Source organism: Streptosporangium sp. H13245, assembly GCF_055690525.1.
The window spans coordinates 71,212-97,142 of record NZ_JBSZKT010000007.1; the positions used below are offsets into that span (position 1 = coordinate 71,212).

At 71.8% G+C, this 25,931-nt stretch carries 21 protein-coding genes and 1 riboswitch; of the genes, 12 read left to right on the top strand and 9 right to left on the bottom strand.

Features of this window, described 5'->3' with window-relative positions:
• Nucleotides 1-69 precede the first annotated feature (69 nt).
• From ACW9TB_RS14720 to ACW9TB_RS14730, 3 genes are all read left to right on the top strand, one after another.
• A complete protein-coding gene (locus ACW9TB_RS14720) occupies nt 70-291 on the top strand; it encodes a hypothetical protein (protein ID WP_472748570.1) in 222 nt (73 codons plus the stop codon).
• A 36-nt stretch (nt 292-327) separates the two neighbouring features.
• Entirely contained in the window at nt 328-564 is a 237-nt protein-coding gene (locus tag ACW9TB_RS14725) for a hypothetical protein (protein ID WP_472748571.1), read from the top strand.
• A gap of 183 nt (nt 565-747) precedes the next feature.
• A complete protein-coding gene (locus tag ACW9TB_RS14730; protein WP_472748572.1) occupies nt 748-1,776 on the top strand; it encodes a helix-turn-helix transcriptional regulator in 1,029 nt (342 codons plus the stop codon).
• Nucleotides 1,777-1,848: 72 nt separating this feature from the next.
• On the opposite strand, the gene bar is transcribed toward ACW9TB_RS14730, so the two are convergent.
• From bar to ACW9TB_RS14750, 4 genes are all read right to left on the bottom strand, one after another.
• On the bottom strand, nt 1,849-2,940 hold the full coding sequence (gene bar / locus ACW9TB_RS14735) for a barbiturase (protein WP_344922465.1): 1,092 nt from the start codon (nt 2,938-2,940) through the stop codon (nt 1,849-1,851).
• Nucleotides 2,941-2,967: 27 nt separating this feature from the next.
• Entirely contained in the window at nt 2,968-3,876 is a 909-nt protein-coding gene (locus ACW9TB_RS14740) for a carbamate kinase (protein ID WP_472748573.1), read from the bottom strand.
• An 89-nt stretch (nt 3,877-3,965) separates the two neighbouring features.
• On the bottom strand, nt 3,966-4,694 hold the full coding sequence (locus tag ACW9TB_RS14745; protein ID WP_472748574.1) for a thioesterase II family protein: 729 nt from the start codon (nt 4,692-4,694) through the stop codon (nt 3,966-3,968).
• A gap of 306 nt (nt 4,695-5,000) precedes the next feature.
• Complete coding sequence (locus ACW9TB_RS14750) at nt 5,001-5,588, bottom strand: TetR/AcrR family transcriptional regulator (RefSeq protein ID WP_472748575.1); 588 nt, start codon at nt 5,586-5,588, stop codon at nt 5,001-5,003.
• Nucleotides 5,589-5,669: 81 nt separating this feature from the next.
• On the opposite strand from ACW9TB_RS14750, the gene ACW9TB_RS14755 reads away from it, so the two are divergent.
• Nucleotides 5,670-7,262 (top strand): MDR family MFS transporter, encoded by a 1,593-nt coding sequence (locus ACW9TB_RS14755; protein WP_472748576.1) that lies wholly within the window; start codon nt 5,670-5,672, stop codon nt 7,260-7,262.
• A gap of 349 nt (nt 7,263-7,611) precedes the next feature.
• On the opposite strand, the gene ACW9TB_RS14760 is transcribed toward ACW9TB_RS14755, so the two are convergent.
• The 3 genes from ACW9TB_RS14760 to ACW9TB_RS14770 all read right to left on the bottom strand — a co-directional run bounded on the left by ACW9TB_RS14760 (nt 7,612) and on the right by ACW9TB_RS14770 (nt 10,714).
• Complete coding sequence (locus tag ACW9TB_RS14760; protein ID WP_472748577.1) at nt 7,612-8,121, bottom strand: RICIN domain-containing protein; 510 nt, start codon at nt 8,119-8,121, stop codon at nt 7,612-7,614.
• A gap of 209 nt (nt 8,122-8,330) precedes the next feature.
• Nucleotides 8,331-9,266, bottom strand: a complete 936-nt coding sequence (locus tag ACW9TB_RS14765) for a bifunctional 5,10-methylenetetrahydrofolate dehydrogenase/5,10-methenyltetrahydrofolate cyclohydrolase (RefSeq protein ID WP_472748748.1) — start codon at nt 9,264-9,266, stop codon at nt 8,331-8,333.
• Between the two features lie 14 nt (nt 9,267-9,280).
• Nucleotides 9,281-9,363, bottom strand: a riboswitch (ZMP/ZTP riboswitch).
• A 166-nt stretch (nt 9,364-9,529) separates the two neighbouring features.
• Nucleotides 9,530-10,714 (bottom strand): pyridoxal phosphate-dependent aminotransferase, encoded by a 1,185-nt coding sequence (locus ACW9TB_RS14770; protein ID WP_472748578.1) that lies wholly within the window; start codon nt 10,712-10,714, stop codon nt 9,530-9,532.
• 631 nt (nt 10,715-11,345) lie between these two features.
• On the opposite strand from ACW9TB_RS14770, the gene ACW9TB_RS14775 reads away from it, so the two are divergent.
• The 4 genes from ACW9TB_RS14775 to ACW9TB_RS14790 all read left to right on the top strand — a co-directional run bounded on the left by ACW9TB_RS14775 (nt 11,346) and on the right by ACW9TB_RS14790 (nt 19,215).
• A complete protein-coding gene (locus ACW9TB_RS14775; RefSeq protein ID WP_472748579.1) occupies nt 11,346-13,355 on the top strand; it encodes a vWA domain-containing protein in 2,010 nt (669 codons plus the stop codon).
• 143 nt (nt 13,356-13,498) lie between these two features.
• Nucleotides 13,499-14,827, top strand: a complete 1,329-nt coding sequence (locus tag ACW9TB_RS14780; RefSeq protein WP_472748580.1) for an extracellular solute-binding protein — start codon at nt 13,499-13,501, stop codon at nt 14,825-14,827.
• 57 nt (nt 14,828-14,884) lie between these two features.
• Complete coding sequence (locus ACW9TB_RS14785; RefSeq protein WP_472748581.1) at nt 14,885-18,325, top strand: DEAD/DEAH box helicase; 3,441 nt, start codon at nt 14,885-14,887, stop codon at nt 18,323-18,325.
• A gap of 20 nt (nt 18,326-18,345) precedes the next feature.
• Nucleotides 18,346-19,215: an SWIM zinc finger family protein gene (locus tag ACW9TB_RS14790; protein ID WP_472748582.1), complete on the top strand. Its 870-nt coding sequence runs from the start codon at nt 18,346-18,348 to the stop codon at nt 19,213-19,215.
• A 174-nt stretch (nt 19,216-19,389) separates the two neighbouring features.
• Here the strand turns inward: ACW9TB_RS14790 and ACW9TB_RS14795 are convergent, their stop codons facing one another.
• On the bottom strand, nt 19,390-20,991 hold the full coding sequence (locus tag ACW9TB_RS14795) for a GDSL-type esterase/lipase family protein (RefSeq protein ID WP_472748583.1): 1,602 nt from the start codon (nt 20,989-20,991) through the stop codon (nt 19,390-19,392).
• Between the two features lie 755 nt (nt 20,992-21,746).
• Here ACW9TB_RS14795 and ACW9TB_RS14800 point away from each other — a divergent pair.
• From ACW9TB_RS14800 to ACW9TB_RS14815, 4 genes are read left to right on the top strand one after another with little or no spacing between them, the layout of a single operon-like run.
• Nucleotides 21,747-22,667, top strand: coding sequence for a DUF418 domain-containing protein (locus ACW9TB_RS14800; RefSeq protein ID WP_472748584.1), 921 nt, complete (start codon nt 21,747-21,749; stop codon nt 22,665-22,667).
• Entirely contained in the window at nt 22,664-23,458 is a 795-nt protein-coding gene (locus tag ACW9TB_RS14805; protein ID WP_472748585.1) for a carbon-nitrogen hydrolase family protein, read from the top strand. The genes ACW9TB_RS14800 and ACW9TB_RS14805 overlap by 4 nt, the downstream gene beginning before the upstream one ends.
• Nucleotides 23,459-23,468: 10 nt before the next feature.
• A complete protein-coding gene (locus ACW9TB_RS14810) occupies nt 23,469-23,930 on the top strand; it encodes a hypothetical protein (RefSeq protein ID WP_472748586.1) in 462 nt (153 codons plus the stop codon).
• Nucleotides 23,927-24,358, top strand: a complete 432-nt coding sequence (locus ACW9TB_RS14815; RefSeq protein WP_472748587.1) for a hypothetical protein — start codon at nt 23,927-23,929, stop codon at nt 24,356-24,358. Before ACW9TB_RS14810 ends, ACW9TB_RS14815 begins: the two co-directional genes overlap by 4 nt.
• A 28-nt stretch (nt 24,359-24,386) precedes the next feature.
• Here ACW9TB_RS14815 and ACW9TB_RS14820 read toward each other — a convergent pair whose 3' ends face one another.
• Complete coding sequence (locus ACW9TB_RS14820) at nt 24,387-25,904, bottom strand: MFS transporter (RefSeq protein ID WP_472748588.1); 1,518 nt, start codon at nt 25,902-25,904, stop codon at nt 24,387-24,389.
• Nucleotides 25,905-25,931: the final 27 nt, after the last annotated feature.

The window sequence follows — 25,931 nt, forward strand, 5'->3', positions numbered from 1 at the left end:
CGACGCCGGTGTGATCGTTCAGCACACTGATGAGGTACTTCCCGGAGAACCCCTCGCCGAAGGAGCCCCGTGAAACACACACGCCGTCTCGCCGTCGCCGCACTGGCGACCGCCGCCTTCCTCGTCCCGTTCGGCACCCCCGCCTACGCCACGGACTGCTACCAGGACTTCAACCACAACTACAACACCCTGCGCAGCCAGGGCTACAGCCACAACGCGGCCGCCGCCGCCGCGCTCATCACCTACGAGGAGTGCCTGGAGACCACCAAGCACCCGTCCGATCCGGAGTAACGCATCCCCCGGAGAACCCCTCGTCGAAGGAGCCCCGTGAAACACACACGCCGTCTCGCCGTCGCCGCGCTCGCGACCGCCGCCTTCCTCGTCCCGTTCGGCACCCCCGCCTACGCCACGAACTGCTACCAGGACTTCAACCACAACTACAACACCCTGCGCAGCCAGGGCTACAGCCACGCGGTCGCCTTCTCCGACGCGCTCATCACCTTCGAGGAGTGCATGGCGAACAACCAGTCGCCCCAGGACCAGAAGCCCCCGCCGCGGCCGTAGTGACGCGACCGGCCGGGAACGCGGGCCGGGCCGGTTCGGGCGAGCCGAAGACACCGGAAGCGGCGAAGGCACCGGAGGCACCGGAGGCACCGGCCGGAGCCTTCCCGGGCCGATATAAGATCACGAGGGAAGGCGACGGGGAGTCCGCGCGGTCCCCGGCCGCACCGAGCCGGGGGATCCCGTATGCGTGAGTCCAGTCTCAGACGGCTCCTGAGCGGGCTTCGCGAGTGCGAGCAGGCGGCCCCGGGCGAAGAGCTGTTCCCCCGGATGCTGTCGGCGCTGTCCGCGGTGGTGGACGCCGACGTCATCGCCTACAAGACCCTGGACCTGCGGGCCGGCCAGGTCGAGCAGCACCCCTGGCCTCCCGTCGCCCTCCCCGCGGAACTGGTACGGAACTTCACCCGGCTGTTCGCCGAGCATCCGTTCCTCAGCCTCCCGGGGTGGGCCGGTGGCCATCACCGCCCGCTCCGGCTCAGCGACCTGGTCACCCGCCGCCAGTGGCACAGCCTGGACCTCTACCACGAGTTCTACCGCCCGCTGGGTATCGAGTACCAGATGATGGGCGTCCTGGGCGTACAGCACGACGTGCTCACCGGTATCGGCCTCAACCGCGTCGACGGCGACTTCACCGACGCCGACCTGCAACTCCTGGAGGTGGCCTCGCCCCACCTGGCGGCCCTCCTGCGGGCCGCGCACGCCACGGCGTGGCTGGAGTCGGCGCTGGCCGCCCTCGACGGCCTCGACGACACCGCCCACGGCGTGCTCCTCCTCGGGCCGCACGCCACGGCCAGGGCCGCCAACCGCGTCGCCCGCGTACTCCTGGCCGCGTACTTCCCCAGGACCACCCGCGACGGCGGCCCCCTTCCCGAGGAGATCGCCGCCTGGCTCGCGGCGCGCCGCCGGACACCCGACCCGGGCGGACCGCCCGTCCCGGACTACGTGGCCGAGCGTGACGGCCGCCGCCTGACCGTCCGGCTGGTTCCGTACCGCTCCCACGGCGCGCTGCTGCTGACCGAGTCCACTCCCCGGTTGTCCGCCCGCGAGTCTGACGTGCTGCGGCTCGTCGCCGGTGGACGTACCAGCGAGGGGATCGCCCGCACCCTGGAGATCAGCCCCCGTACCGTCGAGAAGCATCTGGCGAACATCTACGCCAAGCTCGGCGTCACCAACCGTACCGAGGCGGCCATGCGCGTCTTCGGCCGTAACCCGTGACCCCCGGCCCGCGCGCGGAAGGCACGCCGTACGAAGGCACGCGCGGGTGGCGCTTGACCATCGGCCGAGCCGTCAGCCGAGGTCGGCGATGGCGGCCACCGGGCCGCCGCCGCTCGGACCCTGGTGGACCGCCGCGACCGAGACGAACACGGCCGGGTCCCCGGTGACGCTGGCCGCGACGCCGCCGACGGTGGCCTTGATCTGGCGGTGCCAGTGCACGTCGGAGTCGTCGAGCATGATGTTGCGGCGGCCCCGCACGCTGCCCGACGGGTCGGCCTCGCACTTCATGAAGACGTTGACGAGCCGGTCGCCCAGGTCGGACGGGTGGGGGCGCTCGGGCAGCTCGATACCGCTGGAGCGGATGGCCTCCCAGATGCCGTCGGCGTCCAGCGCGTCCTTCATCACCGAGTGGCCGATCCGGTACCGGCCGCCGATGCCCCGTACGTTGCCGACGACCACGATCTGGGCCCGGTCCAGCTCGACGCCCGAGGAGCACGACGCGACGGAGGAGTAGAGCGACAGGTCGCGGTGGATCTGGTCGGCGGCGGGCATCTCGATCTCACCGAGGGCGACGGCGATACCGAGGGCGGTGGTGGAGTTGGAGATGTCCATCGACGGGCCGGTGTCCTCGATCACCACGTCCTTGCCGCGCGACTTGGCGTCGTTGATCGTGGACAGGGTGAGCAGCGGGGTCTTGGTCTGGACGTAGTGGACGTCGGCGGGGTCGTCGATCCCGGCGAGCTTCATGGCCTCGCGGACCCCGGCGGCGACCTTCTCCACCATCGCGGGACGGCCGATGTCCTCGGGCAGGATCACGTCGCTCATCGCGATGCCGACGCTCACCCTGGGCTCGTCGCCCGGCTCGGCGTTCGCGGTGGTGGCGAAGATCGTGGCGTGCGGGCTGAGCACGCCGTCGGTACCGCCCGACCACACCAGCGGCACGCTCTCGGGGGACGGATGCCCCTTGGCCGCGAGCACCCCGCGGAAGGCCGTGTCGGCCAGGATGCGGGTGTAGTCGTTCACCCCGCCGTTGCCCTCGGTCTTGCCGATCACCGCGAGCACCCGGTGCGCCTCGATCACCCCGTCGTCGATGAGCCGGGCCAGCCCGGAGGCGTCGGTCACACTCTCGATGGGCACCTTGCGCACTTCAATGGGTTCGGGCATCCCTGCCGCCTTTCGATCGCGTCATGTTCACTTTCGCACCACGGTGCCGGTCTCCCCGGTGAGCGCCGCTCCCATGTCCTCCAGGGAGGTGATCACCGACCGGTCGCCGCCCTGCTCGACGAAGCGCAGCGCGGCCTCGACCTTCGGGCCCATGCTGCCCCCGGCGAAGTGTCCGGCGGCGTGCAGCACACGCAGCTCGGCCGCGGTGACGTGGCCCAGGGGCCGGGCCCCGGGCGTGCCGAACCCGACGACGGCCCGGGGGACGTCGGTCGCGATGACCAGGACCGTGGCCCGTACGGCGCGGGCGAGCACGGCGGCGGCCAGGTCCTTGTCGATCACGGCCTCGACCCCGGTGAGCCGCCCCTCCGCGTCGCGGGCCACGGGCACGCCGCCACCTCCCGCGGCCACGACGGTGAACCCCGCGGCCACCAGCGCGGCCACCGCGGGCGCGTCGAGGATCTCCAGCGGCTCGGGGGAGGCCACCACGCGGCGCCAGCCCCGTTCGAACTGGCGCCAGGTCTGGCCGAGCTCCTCGAAGCGGCGTGCCTCCGCCTCGCTGAAGTAGCGGCCGATCGGCTTGACCGGGTCCTGGAAGGCCAGGTCGGCGGGGTCGACGAGCGTACGGGTGACCACGACCGCGGCGCGGCCGTCGAGCGCGTTGAGGATGAGGGTGCCGATGGTGGCCTGCGTCTGCGCCCCGCACCAGTCGAGCGGCACCGGGGGTACGACGTGCGCGGCGAGCTGGTTCTTCAGGATCAGGTTGCCGACCTGGGGGCCGTTGCCGTGGGTGAGGGTCACCTGGTGGCCGTCCTCGATGAGCGCGACGACGTGGCGCATGGCCTGCTCGACCGCGCGGTGCTGGTCGCCCGGCGAGGCGCCGCCGTCGGGACCGGTCATCGCGTTGCCGCCGAGCGCGATCAGTACTCGTTCACCCACCAGGCCGACGCTAACGGCCTCCCCGCTCCACCTCATGGGCACTCATTGCCCAAGGAGCACCCGTCCTTCGACATAACCAGCCAACCCCCTCACCCCATGAGCGTACGGGCGATCTCCTCGACCACCGGCGCGCGCCGCGGCTGCAGGTAGAAGTGGTCGCCGGGGAAGACCTTCAGGGAGAAGTCGGAGCTCGTACGGGCCTCCCACGACTTGGCCTGGGCCGGGGTGACCACCGGGTCGGCGTCGCTGACGAAGGCGGAGATCGGGGTGTGCAGCGGAGGGCCGGGACGGTGGCGGTAGGCCTCGGCGAGGCGGAAGTCCGCGCGGACGTAGGGCAGGATGATCTCGCGCATCGCCCGGTGGGACAGGACCTCCACCTCGGTGCCGCCGAGTTTCGCTATCTCGGCCACGAAGCGGTCGTCGTCGTACTCAGAGATCGCGGGCCTATCGCGGGGGTCGTGCGGCGCCCTCGCGCCGGACACGAACAGCCGCGCCGGGGCGATTCCCCTGGTCTCGAGGCGGCGCGTGACCTCGTAGGCGAGCGTCGCCCCCATGCTGTGCCCGAACAGCGCGAAACGCCGGTCGAGCAGCGGCAGCATCGACCCGGTCACCTCGTCGGCCAGCGCGTCCATGTCGTCCGGCAGCGGCTCGGTGAACCGGTCGGCCCTGCCGGGCAGCTGCGTCGCGTGCAGCTCGACGGAGGCGGGCAGCAGCTCGGACCACGCGCGGTAGGCGTTGGCCGAGCCGCCCGCGTGCGCGAAGCAGAACAGCCGCGTGGTCGCCCCCGGACGCGGGAAGGCACAGCGCAACCAGGTCATGTGACCATGGTCGCACGCCGCGGGCGACCGGGTGATCGCGGATGGCCCCGGAGCGACCCGCCCGGGCCGGGGCCCGTCAGAGGCGCCCGCGCGTCGTTCGTACATCGCCCGCGCGCCGCCCGTGCATCGCTCATGCGTCGTTCGCGCACCGTCCGCGCGTCGCGCATGCATCGTCCGCGCGTCGCCTGCGCGTCGTTCGCGCACCGTCCGTACGTCGCCCGTGCACCGTCCGCGTGTCGCGTGGCGGGGCCCGGAACGGCCGCCCCGAGCGCGGCGCTCCGGCGTCACCGTACCCGCGTCACCACGTCACGGTGCCGGTACGGGGCCGGTGTCTCCCAGCCCGAGGCATGCCTCGAAGACGGTGGTGAGCCGGGCGACCACGGTCTCGTGGTCGGGGGCGTCGGCGGTGTCGGGGCCGTAGAGCTGGCGCATCGTGCCGGAGCCGGTGACGAGCGCGGTGGCGACCATCGCGCGGAAGGCCGCGTCGGGACCGGAGAGCCGCGCCGTCAGGGGCCCCAGGATCGCCGAGCTGACCCGGTCACGGATGATCTCATGGATCTCCGGGGCGCTGGACGACCGGATGAGCGCGGCCAGCACCACGCTCCCCTGGTCGGAACGGAGCCGTTCGGCTACGTACTCGGCCAGGCGGCGGGGCAGCTCCGCCTCGGGGCCCTCCAGGACACCGGGGAAGCGCCCCTGCATCGCGAGCACCTCGGCGAACAGGTCCCGCTTGCTGCCGAAGTAGCGGTTGATCAGCGCGATGTTGGCGTCCGCCTCCGCGGCGATCATCCGCATCGTCACCTGGTCGTACCCGAGGTCGGCGAACAGCCGGCGGGCGGCGTCGAGGATGCGCCGCCTGGTGCCCTCCCTGTCGCGCTGCCGTGTCTCATCCACCTACGGGATCCTTCCAGATTTGACCGGTAAACAAGCGTCTACTAACTTCATATGTACTGTACATGCATTGGGGGAAGGTTCATGCTGACCGAACAACAGGTCCAGGCCGAGGCCGCACCGCGTTTCACGCACAGACAGGTGCTGGAGATCCTGGCCGGACTGATGCTCGCCATGCTGACGTCGATGATCTCGACGTCCGTGGTGGGGACCGCGCTGCCGACGATCGTCGGCACGCTCGGCGGTCAGGAACAGCTCGCGTGGGTGGCCAGCGCGACCCTGCTGACCATGACCGCCTCCACCCCGATCTGGGGCAAGCTCTCCGACCTCTACGGCCGCAAGCTGATGTTCCAGGTCGCGCTGGTCGTCTTCGTGCTGTCCTCCATCGCCGCCGGGTTCTCCCAGGACATGGGCCAGCTCATCGCGGCCAGGGCGCTGCAGGGCATCGGCGCCGGTGGCCTCGCCGCGCTGCCGCAGATCATCCTCGGCGACGTGGTCGAGCCCCGCGAGCGCGGGCGCTACTCCGGCTACATCGGCGCGGTCTTCGGCGTCTCGACGGTGGCCGGGCCGCTGCTCGGCGGGTTCATCGTGGACAACATGTCCTGGCGCTGGACCTTCTGGTTCTGCGTGCCGCTGGCCGTGGTCGCGTTCGTCGTCATCCAGAAGGTGCTGAAGCTGCCGTTCGCCCGCCGCGACACGAAGGTCGACTGGTGGGGGGCGACCTTCATCACCGGCGGCACCACCGCGCTGATGCTGCTGCTCTCCCTCGGGGGCAAGGAGTTCGGCTGGAACTCCGCGTGGACCTACGGCCTGGGCGCGCTCAGCCTGGCGATGTTCGGCCTCGCCGTCGTCGCCGAGCGCGGGGCCGCCGACCCGATCCTGCCCCCGCACCTGTTCCGCAACCGCACCTTCGTGCTCACCTCCGTCGCCTCCCTGCTGGTCGGCGCGGCGATGTTCGGCGCGCTGATGTTCCTGCCGCAGTATCTGCAGATCGTCAAGGGCATGAGCCCCACCGCTTCGGGCCTGATGACCCTGCCCCTGGTGCTCGGCCTGCTCACCTCCTCGATCCTGACCGGCCGGTTCGTCAGCAGGACGGGACGCTGGAAGATCTTCCCCGTGGTGGGCATGCTGCTGGTCGCGCTCGGGCTGTTCCTGCTCTCGCGCCTGCACGTCGACAGCTCGCTGGTGATCGTCGGCCTCGACAACGCGGTGCTCGGCATCGGGCTCGGCGCCTCCATGCAGATCCTGATCCTGGCCGCCCAGAACGCGGTGACCCGCGTGGACCTCGCCTCGGCGACCTCCGGGGTGTCGTTCTTCCGCTCCCTCGGCGGCGCGGTGGGCGTCGCGGCCTTCGGCGCGATCCTGTCCAACCGGCTCACCGCGGAGCTGGTCTCCCTCGCGAAGGCGGCGAACCTGCCGCTGAGCGGCGGCGCGGCCCCCAGCCTCGGCTCTCCCGAGGCCATCCACAATCTCCCCGCGCCGATCCTGGAGATCATCCTGGAGGCCTTCACCCGGGCGATGAGCGCGGTCTTCGTGGTCGGCGTCCCGATCGCCCTGCTCGCCGCGGTGGCCGCCCTGATGCTCAGGGAGATCCCGCTGCGCTCGGCGCGCGCCGCCACCCCGGCGGCCACCACCGACCCGGCCACCACCCCGCCGGTCGTCGCGGGAAGGCCGTGACGCTTTACGGAAGGGTCGTAACGCCTCACGGAAAGGCCGTGACACCCTCACGGGAAAGTCGTGACGCCTCACGGAAAGGTCGTGGCGCCTCGCGGGAAGGCCGTGACGCCTCATGGAAAGGCCGTGACGCCTCGCGGGAAGGCTGTGACGCCCTCGTGCCGCCCGGGGCCGGTCCGCTCTCCGGCCGGCCCCGGGCCCTCTCACACCCGCCTCGCGCGAACGGCCCTCCCCCGGGCAGGGGCGGCCCTCGTGGCGGCGCCACGGGAGTCGCCCCTCTTCCCCGTCCGGAGTCAGACCCCGGCGCGGGGAAACGGCGAGTACGGCCCGTACCGCCGCCCGCGGGCGGCCGTCAGAGCGTCCACTTCTGGTTGGCCCAGTTGTTGCAGTCCCACAGCTGTATCTTGGTCCCGTTCGAGGCGATGGTCCCCAGGTCCGCGTCCAGGCAGCGCCCGTTGTACATGCTGTAGATCGTGCGGCTCGTCGCGTCGTAGATCCACTTCTGGTTGGCCCAGCCGTTGCAGTCCCAGAGCTGCACCTTGGTCCCGTTCCCGTTGATGGTGTTGAGGTCGGCGTCCAGGCAGCGGCCGTTCTCCTTGCTGCGGATCGTGTGGTTGGACACGTCGTAGTTCCACGACTGGTTGGCCCAGCCGTTGCAGCCCCACAGCTGCACCTTGGTCCCGTTCGGGCCGATGGTGTTGAGGTCGGCGTCCAGGCAGCGCCAGTTCTGGTGGCTGCGGATGGTCCCCCAGGTGACGGACTCCGTGGCGGACGCCGAGGCGGTCGCCACGCCCGGGACGAATCCCACGCAACCGAGCGCGACCGCCGCCGCCGACGCCAGCACCCTGAATCTCCGTCGCATCGTCGATGCTCTCCTTCCTGCGAATCACGGCAGTGGAGAGCGGCGCGCGTCACCGGGAGGGACCCGCCCACCCCGCCCGCTCCGCACCGTGCGTACCGCCCCCGCGGGCACGCCCGTCGATCACTCTCCGCAGCAGAAGCTACACGCAGGGAGATCGATTCCGGGCCGACGACACGGTGACCGGCGTTTCGCGGAGAGGGGCGGGGCCGCTACCGGGCCCCTCCGGTGGAACCCGTGGAGCCGGTGGAGCCCGTGGCGCGCTCGGCCGCCGTGACCGCGTTGCGGAACAACATCGCGACCGTGGTGGGCCCGACCCCGCCGACCCTGGGGGTGATGGCCCCGGCCACCCGGGCACAGGACTCGTCGACGTCGGGCAGCAGGCGCCTGCCCTCGTACCGCACCCCGCCGCCGATGACGACGGCGCCGGGCTTGACGTGCTCGGGCCGGACGATGCCCGGCACGCCCGCGGCGGCGACCAGGACGTCGGCGCGCAGCGTGTAGCGGGGCCAGTCGCTCACCCCGGTGTGGACGACGGTGACGGCGGCGTTCGCCGTCGGGCGCTTCTGCGCGAGGAGGATCGACAGGGGACGGCCGAGCGTGGCGCCGCGCCCGAGGACGACCACCTCCCGGCCCGCCACCGGGATGCCGTGGTACGCGAGCAGCGCCTCGATCCCGGCGGGCGTGCACGGCAGCGGGCCGGGGAGCTCCAGCGCCAGCCGCCCGATGTTGAGCGGGTGCATGCCGTCGACGTCCTTGTCCGGATCCATGACCTGCAAAGCCCGGTCGTAGTCGAGGTGTTTGGGGACGGGGTGCTGCACGAGCAGCCCGTGCACCGCCGGGTCCTCGTTGAAGGCGGTGATGACCGCGTGCAGGTCCGCCTGGGTGGCGGTCGCGGGCAGGTGCTCGTGCGGCGAGGCGAAGCCGAGCTCGGCGGCCTGCCGCTGCTTGATGCGGATGTATCCGGCGCTGGCGTCGTCGTCGCCGACCAGAACCGTCGCCAGGCTCGGGGTGACACCCCGGCCGGTCAGGGCGGCCACCCGGGTGGCCACGTCGGCGAGGATGCTTTCCGCGACCGGGCCGCCGGGGAGCAGCCGGGCGGTCGGCGCGCTCTCGGGCTCGGGACCGTTCGATGCGGGCTGGGGCATGCGCGTCCTCTCGGCGTGGGCGCCCAGGCGGTCGACTCCCACGACGAGCTCCCCGATGGTTGATGCCATCCTCTTGCCGCCAGTCGCGTCACCCCCAGGATGCCCGATCGACCCCCTCCAGGTCGAACCACCCCGCTCACGTACGGTCCCGCGCTCCCGTCCCGTACGCCGTCGCGGGTGTTCTGGGAGGCGGCGCCTCCCGTACGGTCCCGCGCCCGTCTCGTACGCCGTCGCGGGTGTCCGGCGCGGGATGGGGCACCTTCTCAGGAGGCGGCGCCTCCCGTCGCGCCGAGCCTGGCCAGCCTGCTCACCGCCTCGTCGATGACCTCGTCCCGCTTGCAGAAGGCGAAGCGGACGAAGTGGCTCCCGCGCTCGGGGCGGGCGTAGAAGACCTGGGTCGGGATGGCGACCACGCCCGCCAGCGACGGCAGCTCGCGAGTCAGGGCGAGGCCGTCGGTGAAGCCAAGGGGACGGATGTCGGTCTGTACGAAGTACGTGCCCGCGGGGCGGTAGACCTCGAAGCCCGCCGAGGACAGCCCGGCCATCAGGCGGTCGCGCTTGGACTCCAGGTCCGCCCGCAGGGAGGAGACCCAGTCGAGTTCGTGGCGCAGGCCGTGGGCGACGGCGAGCTGCCAGGGCGCGGCGGCGGTGAAGGTGAGGAACTGCTTGACGGTCTGCGCGGCCCTGACAAGCTCGGGCGGCGCGCAGATCCAGCCCGTCTTCCAGCCGGTGACCGAGAAGGTCTTGCCCGCGGAGGAGATCATCACGGTGCGCTCGCGCATGCCAGGCAGGGTGGCCATCGGCACGTGCTCGACGCCGTCGAAGGTGAGGTGTTCGTAGACCTCGTCGGTGACGGCCACCAGGTCGCGCTCCAGGCACAGGCGGGCGATCTCGTCCAGCTCGGCGCGGGTGAGGACGGTGCCGGTGGGATTGTGCGGGGAGTTGACCAGGACGGCCCGGGTGCGCGGCCCTGCGGCGGCGCGCAGCTCGGCGGGGTCGAAGGTGAAGCGGCCCTCGACCGGGCGCAGGGTGACCGGGCGGAGCACGGCCCCGGCGAGGGCGACGGCGGCGGCGTAGGAGTCGTAGTACGGCTCGAAGGCGATCACCTCGTCGCCGGGCTCGCACAGCGCGAGGATCGTCGCGGCGACGGCCTCGGTGGCGCCGACGGTGACGAGGATCTCGCCGTCGGGGTCGTAGTCGAGCCCGTAGTGGTCCTTGCGGTGCTCGGAGACGGCCTGGCGCAGCTCGGGCACGCCCGGCCCCGGCGGGTACTGGTTGGAACCCTCGCGGATCGCCGTCACCGCCCGCTCCAGCATCGCGGCGGGCCCGTCGGTGTCGGGGAAGCCCTGGCCGAGGTTGATCGAGCCGGTCCGCAGGGCCAGTGCCGACATCTCGGCGAAGATGGTCGTGCCGAACTCGCGCATCCGCGCCACCAGAGGATCACTCACGCGCTCCAGCGTAGTCCCGCCCTCTCCCGGCGCCCCGCGGTCTCCGTGCCCTTTCGGGAAACATCCTCGGGAAACACCCTCGGGGAACGTCTTCGAGGAACGTCTTCGGGGAACGTCGCGGGCGCGGTGGCCGGGAGTGCCTCGGGGAATGTGGTCCACCGGCGTTCACCGGGACAATCGGGAAATCGGAGAACCGGTGAGACCACGGCCGGGAAGGCGTTCGGGAAACGGCCGGGAACACGCCCGGTGAATCGCGTACCGACGGCGTCCGGCGATAATTCATCCGATTACAGATCGCGTTTTCCAACCGAATCCGTACGGCGAGACTTGGGCGATCGGAGAATCTCCGCCGCCACCGTGAGAGCACCGGACGCGCGGATACGGCCCGGAACGCGGCCGGCGCGCCATCCTCGCGGGAACCGGGCTCCCATTCCGCCGAAGTTCGCGATACGGACGTAACGCACCGCCCCGAATGCCCTGGTCGCCTCCCTGTCCGTAAATGCGGCCGACCGTAAACACCCCGATGGTGAACCCCCGTCCCGTAGATCACAGAAACCCTCTCTCGGTGGTGATGATCCGACGTAGGGTGAACGCGAAGTCTCGGGAAACCACCGGCGGAGACAACTGACAGATGGTGAACGGCGAGAAGACCGCGAAGACCCCGCCCGCGGACACCGCCGGGTCGGCGGAACGCGCCTGGCAGATGGTGACGGCCTTCTCCAACGCCCTCGTCCAGACGCTGCTCGTGCTTCTCGCCCTCTCCATTTCCACAATCTCGAAAGTGGCCCTGGTCCTCGGGATTCTCGCGCTGACGGCGCTCACCATCTTCCCCGGCCACCTGCTGAAAAGCACCGCCTGGCTGCGCCGCGCGATCCCGGAACGGTTGTACGGCATGCTCGGGGTGTTCTCCCAGTGGGTGCGCCAGGACGTCTGGTGGCTCCTCTCCACCGGTGTCCTGGTCACCGTCGTCGGCGCCCTGGCCGTCGTTCCCAAGGACGAGCCGTGGGTCACCTGCCAGATCCCCGACGAGATCACGCTCCTGGCGTCCGCCGAGACCTCCCCGGCCATCCGGCGGGCGGCCGGGGAGTTCATGGCGGGGAAGGTCGACTGGTGGGGCTGCCGTCAGATGAACATCAACGTCAGCGGGCTGCGCGCCGGCGAGGTGCGAGACCGGCTGGCCGACTGGACGTTCCCCGTCCAGCCCGCCACCGGGCGGACGGCGGAGCCGATGGCGAGGAAACCTCCCGGCGCCAGGCCCGACGGGTGGATCGCCGACTCCCTCCAGGAGATCGACTACGTGGACAGGGGCGCCGACGGCGTTCCGGCGTTCGGCGAGCGAACGGTCGTCGCGACCTCGCCGCTGGTCGTCGCCGCGCCGGAAGACCTCGCCGAGGAGCTCACCGAGGCCAGCAGGAACCCCGGGGACCGTGAATGGGCCGACCTGCTGCGCGGCAGGCCCGGCGCCCGGCAGCAGGTCGTGCGCACCCATCCGCTGGCCTCCAACGTCGGCCTGATGGCCACGGCCGCCGCCCCCGGCCCCTCGGAGGGGCTGTCCAGGAAGGTACGGCCGGGCGACACCGTCCGCGACGTGATGTGCCGGTACGCGAGCTCCCTCGACACGTCCGCGATGGTCATGACCGAGCAGCAGTTCTACGAGCTCACCGTCGCCCTGTCGGGCGCCGACCCCGCGCTCCCCGCGTCGGGCGGCTGCGCCGTCCCCGGCGCGGGCGGCGGATGGCCGTCACCCACGCCGGGAGCGGCGCGAAACGCCGGGGAGAGACCGCCGGAGCCCGCCGTCGTCTACCCCAGGGGCGGCCACGCGATGCGGTACGCATGCGTCTCCAAGCGGTGGCCGGACCTGAGGCGGCCCCCGGCCATCGAGCGGACGGTCGAGGAGTTCTGCGACTTCCTGCGGGAGACCCTCCCCCGCTACGGATTCCGTGACGCCGAGGGCCGGTTGCACGTGAAGAGGCTGCCGGTGAAGGCGCACCGGCTGAGGAGTGACGCGCCGGTGGCGGCGGACTGGAAGCCGGACATCCCCAAGCTGCTGTACAAGCTGGCGACCCCCCTCGCGGACCACGTCCTCGTCGTGGTCGACGTCTCCGGCTCGATGGCGCGCAACAAGGTGAACGACGGCAGGTCACGGCTGGAGGCCGCGATCCAGGTGGCCCAGCTCGCCGTCACCTCCAAGCGCGGTGAGCGGTCCACGGGGATCATGACGTTCTTCCCCGACGACGGCCACGCCGTCCCCCTCGCGCCCGTCGGTGACGAGGGAAAGGCCCTCACCGGCGCGCTCACCGCCGTCCAGGACGCCTACCGGGACGGTTCGCGCCCCGATCCCCCGATGCGCCCCGTCATCAGGAAGGCGCTCGACCAGATGGAGAAGACGGGTGAAGCCGGGGAGCGAAAGGTCGTGCTCGTGCTCACCGACGGCGGTAACCCCGGAGGGCTGACCCGCGAGGACGTCGAAGGGCGCGACGGTGTCCGCCTGCTGATGCTCTCCTTCGACCTGCACGGCTGCGACACGTCCCCGCTGCCGGAGCTCCGGGACGAGGGCCTGGTGTCCTGCCACGACGCGAGCACCGACCCCGACCAGAAGCTGGACGACGCGTTCACCGAACTCCGGGCGACCACCGAATGAGCCGCCCCACGCCACCCTCGGCGCCTTCACCGCCCACGCCGTTCTCGCCGTTCTCGCCGTCTTCACCATCCACGCCGCCGCCCCCTTCAGGTAGGACGGGTGAGCGGGGCACGCCCTCCGGGGCGGAGCCGGTCGGCCGCGGGGTGATCCTTCTCCTCCTGCTGCTGGCCTGCTTCCCCTCCCTGGCGGCGAGCGCCGCGCCCACGCCGCCCCCGGGACCGCCCAGGGACGACTGCGTCCTGCGCATCGCCAGCGGTGCCGACGTCTCGGGAGGCGCCCGCGAACGGGCGCTCGAAGCCGTCTGGAACGGCGTCAGGGGCAGGCCCCGGGCGTGCTTCGTGGCGATCTCCTCGGTCGCGGACGAGCAGCGCAGCGCGATGATCTCGGCCGCCCAGGCGAAGGCCGGGCACTACGACGTGTACAACCTCGACATCCAGTGGATCCCCGAGTTCGCCGAGGAGGGCTATCTGCGCCCGATCGCCACCGCCGCGCACGGCGGGACCAACGACTTCCTCTCCCAGATCTGGTCCGCGGGCGCCTGGAACGGCGTCCAGTACGCGGTGCCGTTCAACACCGACGTGGGACTTCTCTACTACCGCGACGACCTGCGGGCACCGACGGGCTGGCAGGACATGGCCGGGCTCGCGAAGGCACGCCGTGCCGGGCCCGACCCCACAGCCCTCGGACTCGCCGGGCAGTTCGCCTCCTACGAGGGGCTCACGGTCAACGCCCTGGAGGCGATCTGGGCCAACGGCGGAGACGTGGTCGACGCGGACGGCCACGTGGTGATCGACAGGAAGGAGGGCGTGGAGGCCGTCGGACGGCTCATCGAGACGGTGAAGGCGGGCGTGATCTCCGGGGAGACCCTCGGCAGCACGGAGGCGGAGTCACTGACCGCCTTCCGCGAGAGGCACGCGCTGTTCCTGCGGCACTGGCCCTACGCCCACGAGGTGCTCTCCGGAGAACGGAGATCGGGCGGGGTCGCCTTCCGCGCGGCGCCACTGCCCTGGCAGGGAGTCCTCGGCGGCCAGTATCTCGCCGTCTCCAGGCACACCCCCCGGCGCGACGCCGCGCAGCGGCTGGTGGCGGCGCTGACCGGCGGGGAGGCGGCCGGGCTGCTCTACCACTGCGGCGGGTTCGCCCCGGCCAGGGTCTCCGCCCTCTACACGGCGGCCGGGACCGGCTGCGACGGCCCGGCCCCCACGATGCCCACGTCCAGGCCCAGGTCCACTCCCTCCTCCACCGCCGAACCGGAGTCCGAGGGCGTACGGCCCGACACGCTGCTGCGCGCGCTGACGCAGGCCAGGACCCGCCCGCCCTCCCCGTACTACAGCGAGTTCAGCCGGGTCTTCCGCACCGAGGTCCACGAGCTGCTCGGCTGCTGGTCGCTCGGGCGGAAGGGGTGCGAGGACGCGAAGAAGTTCACGGCCGACCTCGCCCCCAAGCTGAGGAAGGCGCTGGCCGGAGGGTGAGCGTTCTCGCCCCGGCGTACCCTCGGTTGTTACGGTTTTCCGGATGTGAGGAGGGTCGTGGGGGTGCTGGTGGTGCACGGGGCCTGGGTGGGTGACAGGCTCGCGCTCTGGGCGGAGGACCCGGCCGACCCCGTTGCGAGCACCTCGCGGGCGAAGGTCCGCCCGCACCCGTTCGCGGCCGGGGAGGCGGGCGTCCTCGACGGCCTGGCGCTCTGGGGAGAGGGCGCGGCGGCGGTCGCGGGCAAGGCCGTCGCCACCGAACTCGTCCTGCTCCTGCCGAGCTCGGCGCGGAGCCCGCTGCCCTCCCCCGAGTCGGGGACGGAGATCACCGCGCGGCGCCCGAAGATCGGCTCCTGGCGGGTGCCCGCCCTGCTGGTCGAACCGGGCGCGGCACTGGACCTGCTCGACCGCGTCGACGAGATGGCCCGTCTCCCCGCGGAGACATACGAACCCGACGAACTTCCTACGGAGCCACACGGACCCGGCGAACTTCCCGTGGAGACGCCCGGATCCGGCCAGTTGTCCGGGAAGGCGCGCGCACCCGGCGAGTCGCCTGCGGAGACGTACGCGCTGGACGAGTTGTCAGGGAGGACGCACGGACGGTTGCCCGGGGAGACGTACAGGTCCGAGCGGTTGTCCGAGAAGGGCGAGTCCTCCGGCCGGTTGTCCGGGGGCGCTCGGCGGGTGCCGGTGCCGGGAGCATCCCTGCGGTATCTCGCCGCCGTCGGGACGTACGCCCGCGAGCTGGTCCGGGGCGGCCGGGTGCTGCCCCAGCTCGTCGCCGAGGACGGCGGCCACGCGGCGCGATGGCGGCCGGTGCTGATCGGTCCCCACGCCGCCCGCTTCCGCGAGCTCGCCACCGCGATGCCCCCCGTCTGCCGGGCGGTCGCCGAGGAGCGCCCCTCCGCCCACGTGCTGAGCGAGGCCCTGGCCTGTCTGTCCGACGCGGCGGTACGGCAGGCGCTCCCCGACCGCCTGCTCGGCGGGCGCGGGCCGGGGGCTCGCGGTCCCCTCACGGATCGCTGGATCGCCGCCCTCACGGGAGAGGACGCCACGCTCCCCGGCCTGACACCGGTCGCGGCGGGCGAACTGGCCGAGCCGCTCCGGGCGTGGTTCCGGTCGGCGCATCTGCTCGACGCTCCGGTGAGGGTCTGTTTCCGCCTGACCGAACCCGACGCCGTACCCGGATCCGAACCCGTACCCGGATCCGACGCCGTACCCGACCCTGACCCCGACCTCGGTCACGGGCCTGTGCACGACGACCAGCGCGACTCCGGTTCCGGTTCCAGCTCAGACTCCGGCGCACACCCCGGACCCGGCTCCGGCCGCGTCGCGGAGGACGGCTCCCCCTGGCGGGTGGAGTTCGCCGTCCAGTCGGCGGAGGATCCGAGCCTCTACCTGCCCGCGCCGCTCATCTGGGCCGGTGAGACCGCCCCCGGTCTGCCTGCCCACCCCGAGGAGACGCTGCTCGCGGGGCTGGGCCGGTCGGCGCGGCTCTACCCGGAGGTGGAGGAGGCGCTGCGCGGCCCCCGCCCGTCGGAGCTCGTCCTCGACACGGCGGGCGCGTTCGCGTTCCTCCGCCACGCCGCCCCGCTCCTGCGGTCGGCCGGGTTCGGCGTGCAACTGCCCGCCTGGGCCGGGACGACCAGGCTGGGACTCAGGCTCACGGCCCGGTCGCAGAAGACGCGGAAGACAGGGCCGGGAGCGGCCTCCGACCAGGGGTTCGGGCTGGAGCAGCTCGTGGACTTCCGCATGGATCTGGCGATCGGCGACGAGACGATCAGCGAGGAGGAGCTGGCCGAGCTGGCCAGGCTCAAGGTGCCGCTGGTCCGCGTACGGGGCCGGTGGGTCGAGCTGGACGACCGGCAGCTGGGCGCGGCGCTGGAGGCGTTCGAGAGGCGCCGGGCGGGCGAGATGACGGTCGGCGAGGTGATCCAGGAGGTCGTCCACGGCGGTGACGACGAGCTGCCGATCGTCGCGGTGGACGCCGACGGTCTCCTCGGCGACCTGCTGTCCGGCGAGGCCGACCGCCGCCTCGAACCGATCCCGACCCCGGCCGGTTTCCACGGCACGCTCCGGCCGTACCAGGAGCGCGGGCTGTCCTGGCTCGCCTTCATGTCGGACGTCGGGCTCGGCGGCGTCCTCGCGGACGACATGGGGCTGGGCAAGACCCCGCAGACCCTGTCCCTGCTCCTCAGCGAGCGCGCGGCGGGTGACCGGCCGGGAGCGACGCTGCTGGTCTGCCCGATGTCACTGATCGGCAACTGGCAGAAGGAGGCCGCCAGGTTCGCCCCGTCCCTGGACCTCTACTCACACCACGGCGCCGCCCGGTTGCGCGGGGAGGAGCTGGCCCGGCGGGTGCGGGAGGCGGATCTCGTGCTCACCACGTACGGCACCGCGCTGCGGGACCGGGCGGAGCTGGCGGAGCTGGCCTGGTCGAGGGTCGTCTGCGACGAGGCGCAGGCGATCAAGAACAGCGCCGCCGGGCAGGCGCGAGCCGTACGGTCGATCCCGGCGCGGAGCAGGTTCGCGCTGACGGGCACGCCGGTGGAGAACCACCTGGCGGAGCTCTGGTCGATCATGGAGTTCTGCAACCCCGGCCTGCTCGGCCCGGCCAGGCGGTTCAGGAAGCGCTACCAGGAGCCGATCGAGCGCGACGGCGACGCCGGGGCGACGGCCGCGCTCAGACGCGCCACCGGGCCGTTCGTGCTGCGGCGGCTCAAGACCGACCGTTCGATCATCTCCGACCTGCCGGACAAGATGGAGATGAAGGTCTGGTGCAATCTCACGCCCGAGCAGGCCACCCTCTACCAGGCCGTGGTCGAGGACATGATGACCAAGATCGCCGACAGCGAGGGCGTCGAGCGGCGTGGCAACGTGCTGGCGACCATGACGAAGCTCAAACAGGTCTGCAACCACCCCGCCCAGCTACTCAAGGACGGCTCCCGGCTGGCGGGCCGGTCGGGGAAACTGGCCCGGCTCGAAGAGCTGGCCGAGGAGATCGTCGACGAGGGCGACAAAGCCCTCGTCTTCACCCAGTACGCCGCCCTGGGCACCCTGCTGCAGCCCTACCTCGCCGCCCACCTGGACCGGCCCGTCCTGTGGCTGCACGGCGCACTCCCCAAAAGCAAACGCGACACCCTCGTCGAACGCTTCCAGAACGACGACGAGCCCATGCTGTTCCTGCTCTCCCTCAAAGCCGCCGGAACCGGACTCAACCTCACCGCCGCCACCCACGTCCTCCACCTCGACCGCTGGTGGAACCCCGCGGTCGAAGACCAGGCCACCGACCGGGCCTTCCGCATCGGCCAGACCAGAAACGTCCAGGTCAGAAAATTCATCTGCCTCGACACCCTGGAAGAACGGATCGACGAGATGATCGAACGCAAGAAAGCCCTCGCCCAGAGCGTGGTCGGCACCGGCGAAGACTGGATCACCGACCTGTCCACCGACCAGCTACGCGAGCTGTTCCGGCTCGGCGCGGAGGCCGTCTCGTGAACGGATGACGGGGAGCCGCGATGAGCAGGAGAGACTGGTACGACTCCTCCGGGCCGATCCGGGTCGAGGGCGGCATGCGGGTGCGCAGCAGGCGGGGCTCGATCGGCGAGCGGTGGTGGTCGCGGCGGTTCATCGACATCCTTGAGCGCGTCTGCGACGGGGGCAGGCTCGGCCGGGGGCGCTCGTACGCGCGCTCGGGCCAGGTCCTCGACCTGGAGCTCGAACCTGGACGGGTCGCGGCGCGGGTCCAGGGGTCGAGGAAGAGCCCCTACCTGGTCCGGATCGAGATCACGGCCTACGACGCGGACCGGTGGCGGACGATCACCGAAGCGCTGGCCGCCCAGGCCCTCCACCGGGCGAAACTGCTCGCCGGGGAGATGCCGCCGGAGATCGAGGAGGTCTTCCGCGAGTGCGGGCTGCCGCTCTTCCCCGATCAGCGCGACCTGGACATGGACTGCTCGTGTCCCGACTGGGGCTTCCCCTGCAAGCATCTGTCGGCGGTCCTGTACGTGCTGGCCGAGGCGTTCGACGACGACCCGTTCCTGGTCCTCGCCTGGCGGGGCATGGCGAGGGACGCCCTGCTCGACGCCCTGCGCCAGACGGGTGGCGGCACGGCCGCCGGGGACGACGCGGCACGGCCGGGGCCGCTCGACGTGACCGACGTGCCGTTCGCCGACCGGCTGGCGGACTTCTACGAGCCCGGCGCCTCCCCCGGCCGCCTGCGAGAGCGGGCGGCGCCGCCCATGGGCCCGCCCGACCTGCTGCTGCGCGCCCTCGAACCGCCTCCGCTCGCGGCGCGGCGCGTCCCGATCCAGGACCTGCTCCGGCCCGCCTACCTGGCTTTCGCGGAGGACGGTGACACTCTCGCAGGGGGCGACGGACTCCCGTGAGAAGCGGGAGGCCGGGCGGAGCCGTGGACCCCAGAAGCCCGGATGGCTCGGGGAACCGGGGATCCGGAAAAGATGTCAACGCCTCCGAGAGGGGCGGAAACATCCGAACCGGCGGGTCGCCCCGCCGGTTCGGGTCATCGGCGATCGGCCGACGACGGTACGAGATCCCGGCGGTCAGCCGGTGACGATCTCGAACTGCTCCCAGGGGCCGACCGCGTCGCGGTTGGCGACCAGCGGCTGCGCGCCGCCGCCCTCCGCGCACACGTACTTACCGTTGACCTGGGCCCGGAGGCTGACCGATCCGTCCGGGTTACTGGTGATCTGGAAGGTCTCCCAGGCACCGGCCGAGGGACGGTTGGCGATGAGCGGCTGCGCCCCGGCGCCCTCCGCGGAGACGAACTGGTTGTTGAGCTTCGCGCGCAGCCCCACGTTGCCGTTGCCCAGGTCGACGCGCTCGAACTGCTGCGCGGTCCCGACGGACGTCCCGTTCGCGATCAGCGGTGAGCCGTTGGCCGCGGTGACGTAGCGGCCGTTGGCCTTGGCCCGCAGGCCGATCACCGAGGTGACCGGCGTGCCCGGCGTCCCGAACCAGCTGAGGTTGACCGCGTTGGCGGCGGCCTGCAGCCCCGCGTCGTTGGGGTGCAGGTGGTCGCCGGTGTCGTAGGCGGGCAGGAACATCGTGGGGTTGGCCGGGTCCCTGAGCGCCGCGTCCTGGTCGAGCACGCCGTCGCAGCCGCTGCCCGCGCCGCGGACGAACGCGTTGTAGGCGACGCGCTGGTTCTCCGCGTCCTGCGACCAGGCCGACCAGCCTCGGTACGGGGTCAGCGTGGAGCAGAAGAACTTGACGTTCCGCTGGTGGGCGCGGGTGATGAGCTGCTTGAGGCCGTCGATGAGCTGCGCCGCGCGGGTCGGCGGCGAGGTCGACGTCAGGTCGTTGATCGGGTCGTCGGAGAAGATCACCCACCGGACGTCCGGCTGGGAGAGCACGTCGCGCTCGAAGCGGTTGATCGCGCTCTGCCCGGCGCCGTCGGCCAGCAGCCGGTTGCCGCTGATGCCCTGGTTGAGGACACCGACCACGCGGCCGGAGTCGGCCAGGCGGGCGGCGAGCCGGTTGGGCCAGCGCCGGTTGGCGTTGAAGCTGGAGCCGACGCCGTCGGTGATCGAGGCGCCCAGCGTGACGACGGCGCCCTGCGAGGCGGCGTTCTGCACGTCCAGGTTGGCCAGGAAGTAGTAGCTGCCGACCTGCTGGGCGTTCGCGAGGCTCGCGTTCCCGGCGACGTTGCCCGAGGCGATGTAGTTGGTCTGGCTCGACATCTGGTGGTAGGTCGCGGGGCCGGTCGGCTGCGGCAGGTAGATGCTGACCGCGATGTCCGACTGGGCGGCGACCGTGAAGGCGATGGAGTCGCTGACCGCCAGCCCCCCGGCGGGGACGGTGACGGAGCGCTGGCCGCCGAAGGTCACCACCCGGTCGGTGGCGAGGTCGACACCGGAGTCGGAGGTGCGCCGGGCCACGTGCACGTTGTCGAAGGTCACCGGCCGGTTGCCGAACGCGTTCGACAGCTGGACGCGCGCCACCGTGCCGCCGATGCTGGTACGTACGATCTGGCGGATGGTCTGCTGGTTGAAAGTGGTGCCGCTGCTCTGTGGCGAGGCCGCCCAGGTGCCGGTCCAGGCGGCCGCGGCGGCGGCCGGGCCCGCCGTCGTACCGGCCGTGCTCGCCGCCAGGACGGCCGCGAGGGCCACTGCGAAAAGACGGGAAAAGCCGCGTCGTCTCATGGATTCTCCTGCGAACCGGTGTTACCGCGAACCGAACCCGTGAGACGGCCGTGTTACGGACGCCCGTCACCATAAGTTCAGCACTTGAATTAACCAACGCGAGGGTAGAGCGGTGGATAATTCCCGTCAAGTCATAGATAGGAGGTATTACTAACTCTCCGTCGGGAACATTGCCCGGCCTCCCCATTGCATCGTTCCCATACGCATGGTTTTCCGGACATCCCTCCGAACGGGCAGGGCACACCCGCCCAAATCTCCGTCGATAGGTCCGACCTCTCAGGAGGTCGGCGAGCCGGGACACGGGACAAACCGACCGCCCCGGCCACCCCGGCAGACACGCCGCCACACCCACCCCGGCCACTCCAGCCACCCCGACGGACATGCCGTGACAACCAGCCCGGCCACTTCGGCGGACATGCCCCACCGGCCCGGCCACCCGACTAGTCACCACCCCGGCCATCCCGGCGGTCACGCCGCCCGACACCCCGGCCGTTCCAGCCGCTACGCCGTCCACCACCCGGCCGTCCCAGCCGGTACGCGCCCGCCACCCCGGCCGTCCGGGTACCGGTGAATGGATGGGTCGTCTATGCGTAGGTGATTATGGGGTGGTACGTCTATTTCCTGTGACCCGACTGACCCGACCGGCCGGACCGGCGGAACCGAACGGACCAAACGGGCCCAACGGACCGAACGGGCCCAACGGACCCGCAGGACCGAACGGCCGCACCGGACCGACCCGGCTCCACGAGCTCGACGTGCTCCGCGGCCTCGCGGTGTGCGGGATCATGGTGGTCAACACCTGGCAGCACACGCGTGAACACCTGAAGGAGTCCGATCGCAACGCGGTCGACTGGGCGATCGACAACCTGCTGCAGAGCAGGTTCTATCCGATCTTCTCCTTCCTGTTCGGGCTGAGCTTCGTCCTCTTCCTGAGGTCGGCGGCCGAGCGGACCGACCACCCCCGGGCCGTGCTGCTGCGCAGGCTGGCGGTGCTCGCGGCCCTCGGCGCGGTCCACCAGGTCTTCAACCACGGCGAGGTGCTCCTGCCGTACGCGATCTTCGGGGCGGTGGTCCTGCTGCCCGCCTCGTTCTTCCCCCAGCCCGCAGTGGTGATCCTGGGCGTCGCCCTCACCGCGTGGGCGGTGCACCAGGGCGGCGGGACGATCCTCATCCCCGGCCTGTTCGTGCTGGGCATGGCCCTGATGGAACGCCCGCCGCCCGGGTGGCTGCTGCTTCCCGCGTTCGTCACGAGCGTGGTGCTGGCCGTGACACTCACCTGGCTCTGGGTGCGCATCGCCAAGGATCCCGCCCTCTTCTACGGGGCCGTCTACCCGGCCGCCGGGCTCGCCGCCGCCACGGCCTACTGCACCGGGTTGCTGCTCCTGCTGCGGACCCGGCTGCGCGACCCCCTGCTGGCGGTACTGGCCCCGCTCGGCCGGATGGCTCTGACGAACTACCTGATGAGCACGCCGATCATCCTGCTCTTCGTACCGCTGCTCGTCGCGGACACGACCCGGCTCGCCGGGGTGGCGCTCTCCGTCGTCACCCTGGTGCTCCAGGTGCTGTTCAGCCGTGCGTGGCTGTCCAGGTTCAGATATGGGCCGCTGGAATGGGCGTGGCGGAGCCTGACGTGGTTGGAACGAGTGCCGAACAGACGGATAGGGTCACACCCGTGACCCGCATAGCCCTCTGCCAGATTCCGGTGGCCGAAGATCCGTCCGCCAACCTGAGCCGTGCCCTCGACGCCCTCGCCGAGGCCGCCTCGGGCGGCGCCGAGCTGGCGATCTTCCCGGAGGCAACCCTCACCCGGTACGGCAGGCGCGTCACCGACCTCGCCCAGCCGCTGGACGGGCCGTTCGTCACCGGGCTGGCCTCGGCGGCGCGGGAGCACGGCCTCGCGGTGATCGCGGGGGTGTTCGAGCCCGTCGAGGGCCGGGTGTACAACACCGCGGTCGCCATCGGCCCCTCGGGCTCGGTCGAGGCCTCCTACCGGAAGATCCACCTGTTCGACTCCTTCGGCGCCCGCGAGTCCGAGCTGGTCGCGCCGGGTGACACCCCGGTCGTGGTCGAGCTGGCCGGGCTCCGGGTGGGCCTGGTCACCTGCTACGACGTCCGCTTCCCCGAGCTCACCCGCGCCCTGGTCGACCTGGGGGCCGAGGTCTTCGCGGTGATCGCCGCCTGGGGTTCCGGGCCGATGAAGGAGGAGCACTGGACCACCCTCGTCAGGGCCCGCGCGATCGAGAACACCGCCTGGGTCGCGGCCGTGGGTCAGGCGCCGAACCCGGAGGCCCACGACGGCTTCGGGATCGGGCGGAGCATGCTCGTCGATCCAATGGGAGTGATACGCACCGATATGGGCCCCAGTCCCGCCGTACATATATGCGAAATCGACTCTCAGATCACGATTGCCACCCGGAATGCCGTGCCGTGCCTGGAACACCGGCGGCTCCAGGGCGGCGGATCGTAAAATGCCGACCGTGAGTGAGCCACCTGGGCGTAGAACGCAGATGCAGAAGGTCATCCCGCCTCGGCTGCTCGTGCCCTATCTGGCCGGCAGACGCACCGTGATCTCGGGGTACGTGTACCGGGTTCAGGACTGCGCGCGGCTGACCACCCCCGCGCAGCTCTTCGCCGGTCTCGACCTGGGGTTCGAGGGCTCGGAGCTGACCGCGACGGTCCCGGAGATCTACCTGATGCGCTGGTTCGCCCGCGACATGGACGCCTACGTCGTGCCGTACGGCCCGCACATGGGTGGTGACTGGAACGATTCACCGCCCTTCGCCGGAAACGGCTTCACCACCTCGCGGGAGCACGTCGTGCCGCAGTTCCACACCACGCCCATGCCGATCCCCGCGGGAGCGGAGATCATCCACACCGTCCCCGGCGAGGAGCACCTCTTCGGCCGCTACGACGGCCTGAGCTGGCGGCCCGCCTCATGAGCGCCGAGATCGAGCCGGTCGCCTCGGGGTTCGCCGCCCGCTACTCCGGCCGTACGTACGCCGCGGCCCTCGGTCCCGGCGGCGCCGAGGTGGTGCTGTTCAACGAGGAGGCCCAGAAGGGCTTCGAGGCGGCCTCCGGCTACTGGCGGCTGGTCGTCGCCCGCGAGGACCTCGACTGGCTGGTGCTGGTCCGCACGGTCGGCGCGTTCGGCGGGGAGCCGTGCCTGGTCCTCGACGTCTCCGAGGAGAACGGCGAGGAGAGCCTGCACATCGCCTACACCGGGCACAGCGGGATGAAGGCCGAGGCGCTGGGTTACTGGATGGTCGACCACGGGGCGTACGAGGTCGTCGTGCCCCGTGACGAGGTCTTCTCCATCAGGATCGAACGCCTGCCCGTCCCCCTCGCCCCGGAGGGCGCGGAGCCGTGACGCTCCCCGCCACCCGGCGGGGAGTGCCTCACCTCCGGACGTCACCGCGGAGCAGGATCGCGACCAGCAGGGCGGCACCGGCCATCAGGACGGCGCTGATCGCCGAGGTCACGTGGAAGCCCTGGACGAACGCGGCGCGCGCCGCCTCCAGCAGCCCGGACGCGAGCCGTCCGGGAAGGCTCCCCGCGACCGCCACCGCCGCGTTGAGGTTGTCGCGGGCGGCCTCGGGGACCCCGAGGACCCCGGCCGAGGGGATCCGGCCCCGGTAGACCGCGGTGATGACACTGCCGAGGACCGCGACGCCGAGCGCGCCGCCGAACTGGGGCGCCACCGACGCGATCGCCGCCGCGGCACCGGCCCGGTGGGGCGGTGCCGAGCCGACGACCAGGTCGGTGGCGAGCGCCATCATCGGCCCCAGGCCCGCGGAGACGACGACGGCCCCCGACACGAGGACGGCGAGCCCGTCCGCCCCCTGCGTCCGGGTGAGCACGAGGTAGCCGACGGCGGACACCGCCAGTCCCGTGGCGATCACGGTTGAGGGGCGGACCCTCCGCGCGATCCTGGGAGCCAGGAGGGATCCGGCGATGACACCCACCGCCGAGGGCGCCGTCCACAGGCCCGCCTCCAGGGGCGACAGGCCGTGCACGAGTTGCAGATACTGCGCGACGGCGTAGTTGGACCCCCACAGGACGAAGATGCCGAGTGCCAGCGTGCCGGCCGCGGCGCCGAACGTCCGCCCGGCGAACAGCCGCAGGTCGAGGAGCGGATCGGCCGACGTACGCTGCCTGCGGACGAACGCCGCCGCCAGCGCGAGCCCGGTCACGACCGCGACCGCGGACGTCGTCTCCGGGCCGTCGGCCGCGATCTGCTTGAGCCCGTAGACCACCGGCAGCACCGCGCCCAGTGACAGCAGCGCGCCGGGGACGTCCAGCCGCCCCGCGGCGGCGTCCCTGCGCTCCGGCAGCAGCGCCGGGCCCGCGACCAGCAGCAGCGCCATGAAGGGTACGGCCAGCAGGAACGCCGACCCCCACCAGAAGCGTTCCAGCAGCCACCCTCCCACCAGCGGGCCGATCGCCGTGCCCCCCGAGACGCTGGCGACGATGATCCCGATGGCCGTCGCCCGCTGCCGGGGGTCGGGGAACATGGACGCGGCCAGGGACAGCGTGGACGGCATCAGCGTCGATCCGGCGACCCCCATCAGCGCCCGCGCGACGATCAGGCTCCCGGCGTCGGGCGCGTAGGCGGCCAGGACCGAGGCCAGCCCGTACGCCACCGCCCCGATCAGCAGCAACCTGCGACGGCCGATCCGGTCGCCCACCGCGCCCATGGTGATGAGCGACCCGGCCAGCAGGAAGGCGTAGACGTCCACGATCCACAGCAGCTGGGTGCCGCTCGCCGCCAGGTCCTCGCCGATGGCGGGCAGCGCGAGGTTCGTGACGGTCAGTTCGAGGGAGGCGAGGAGGGCGGGCAGCGCCAGGACGGCGAGGCCGGCCCACTCCCGCCTCCCCGCCACGGTCAGGTTAGTCGGGTTAGTCGAGTTGGTCATGGTCATCAGGATGAGACCTCAACCATT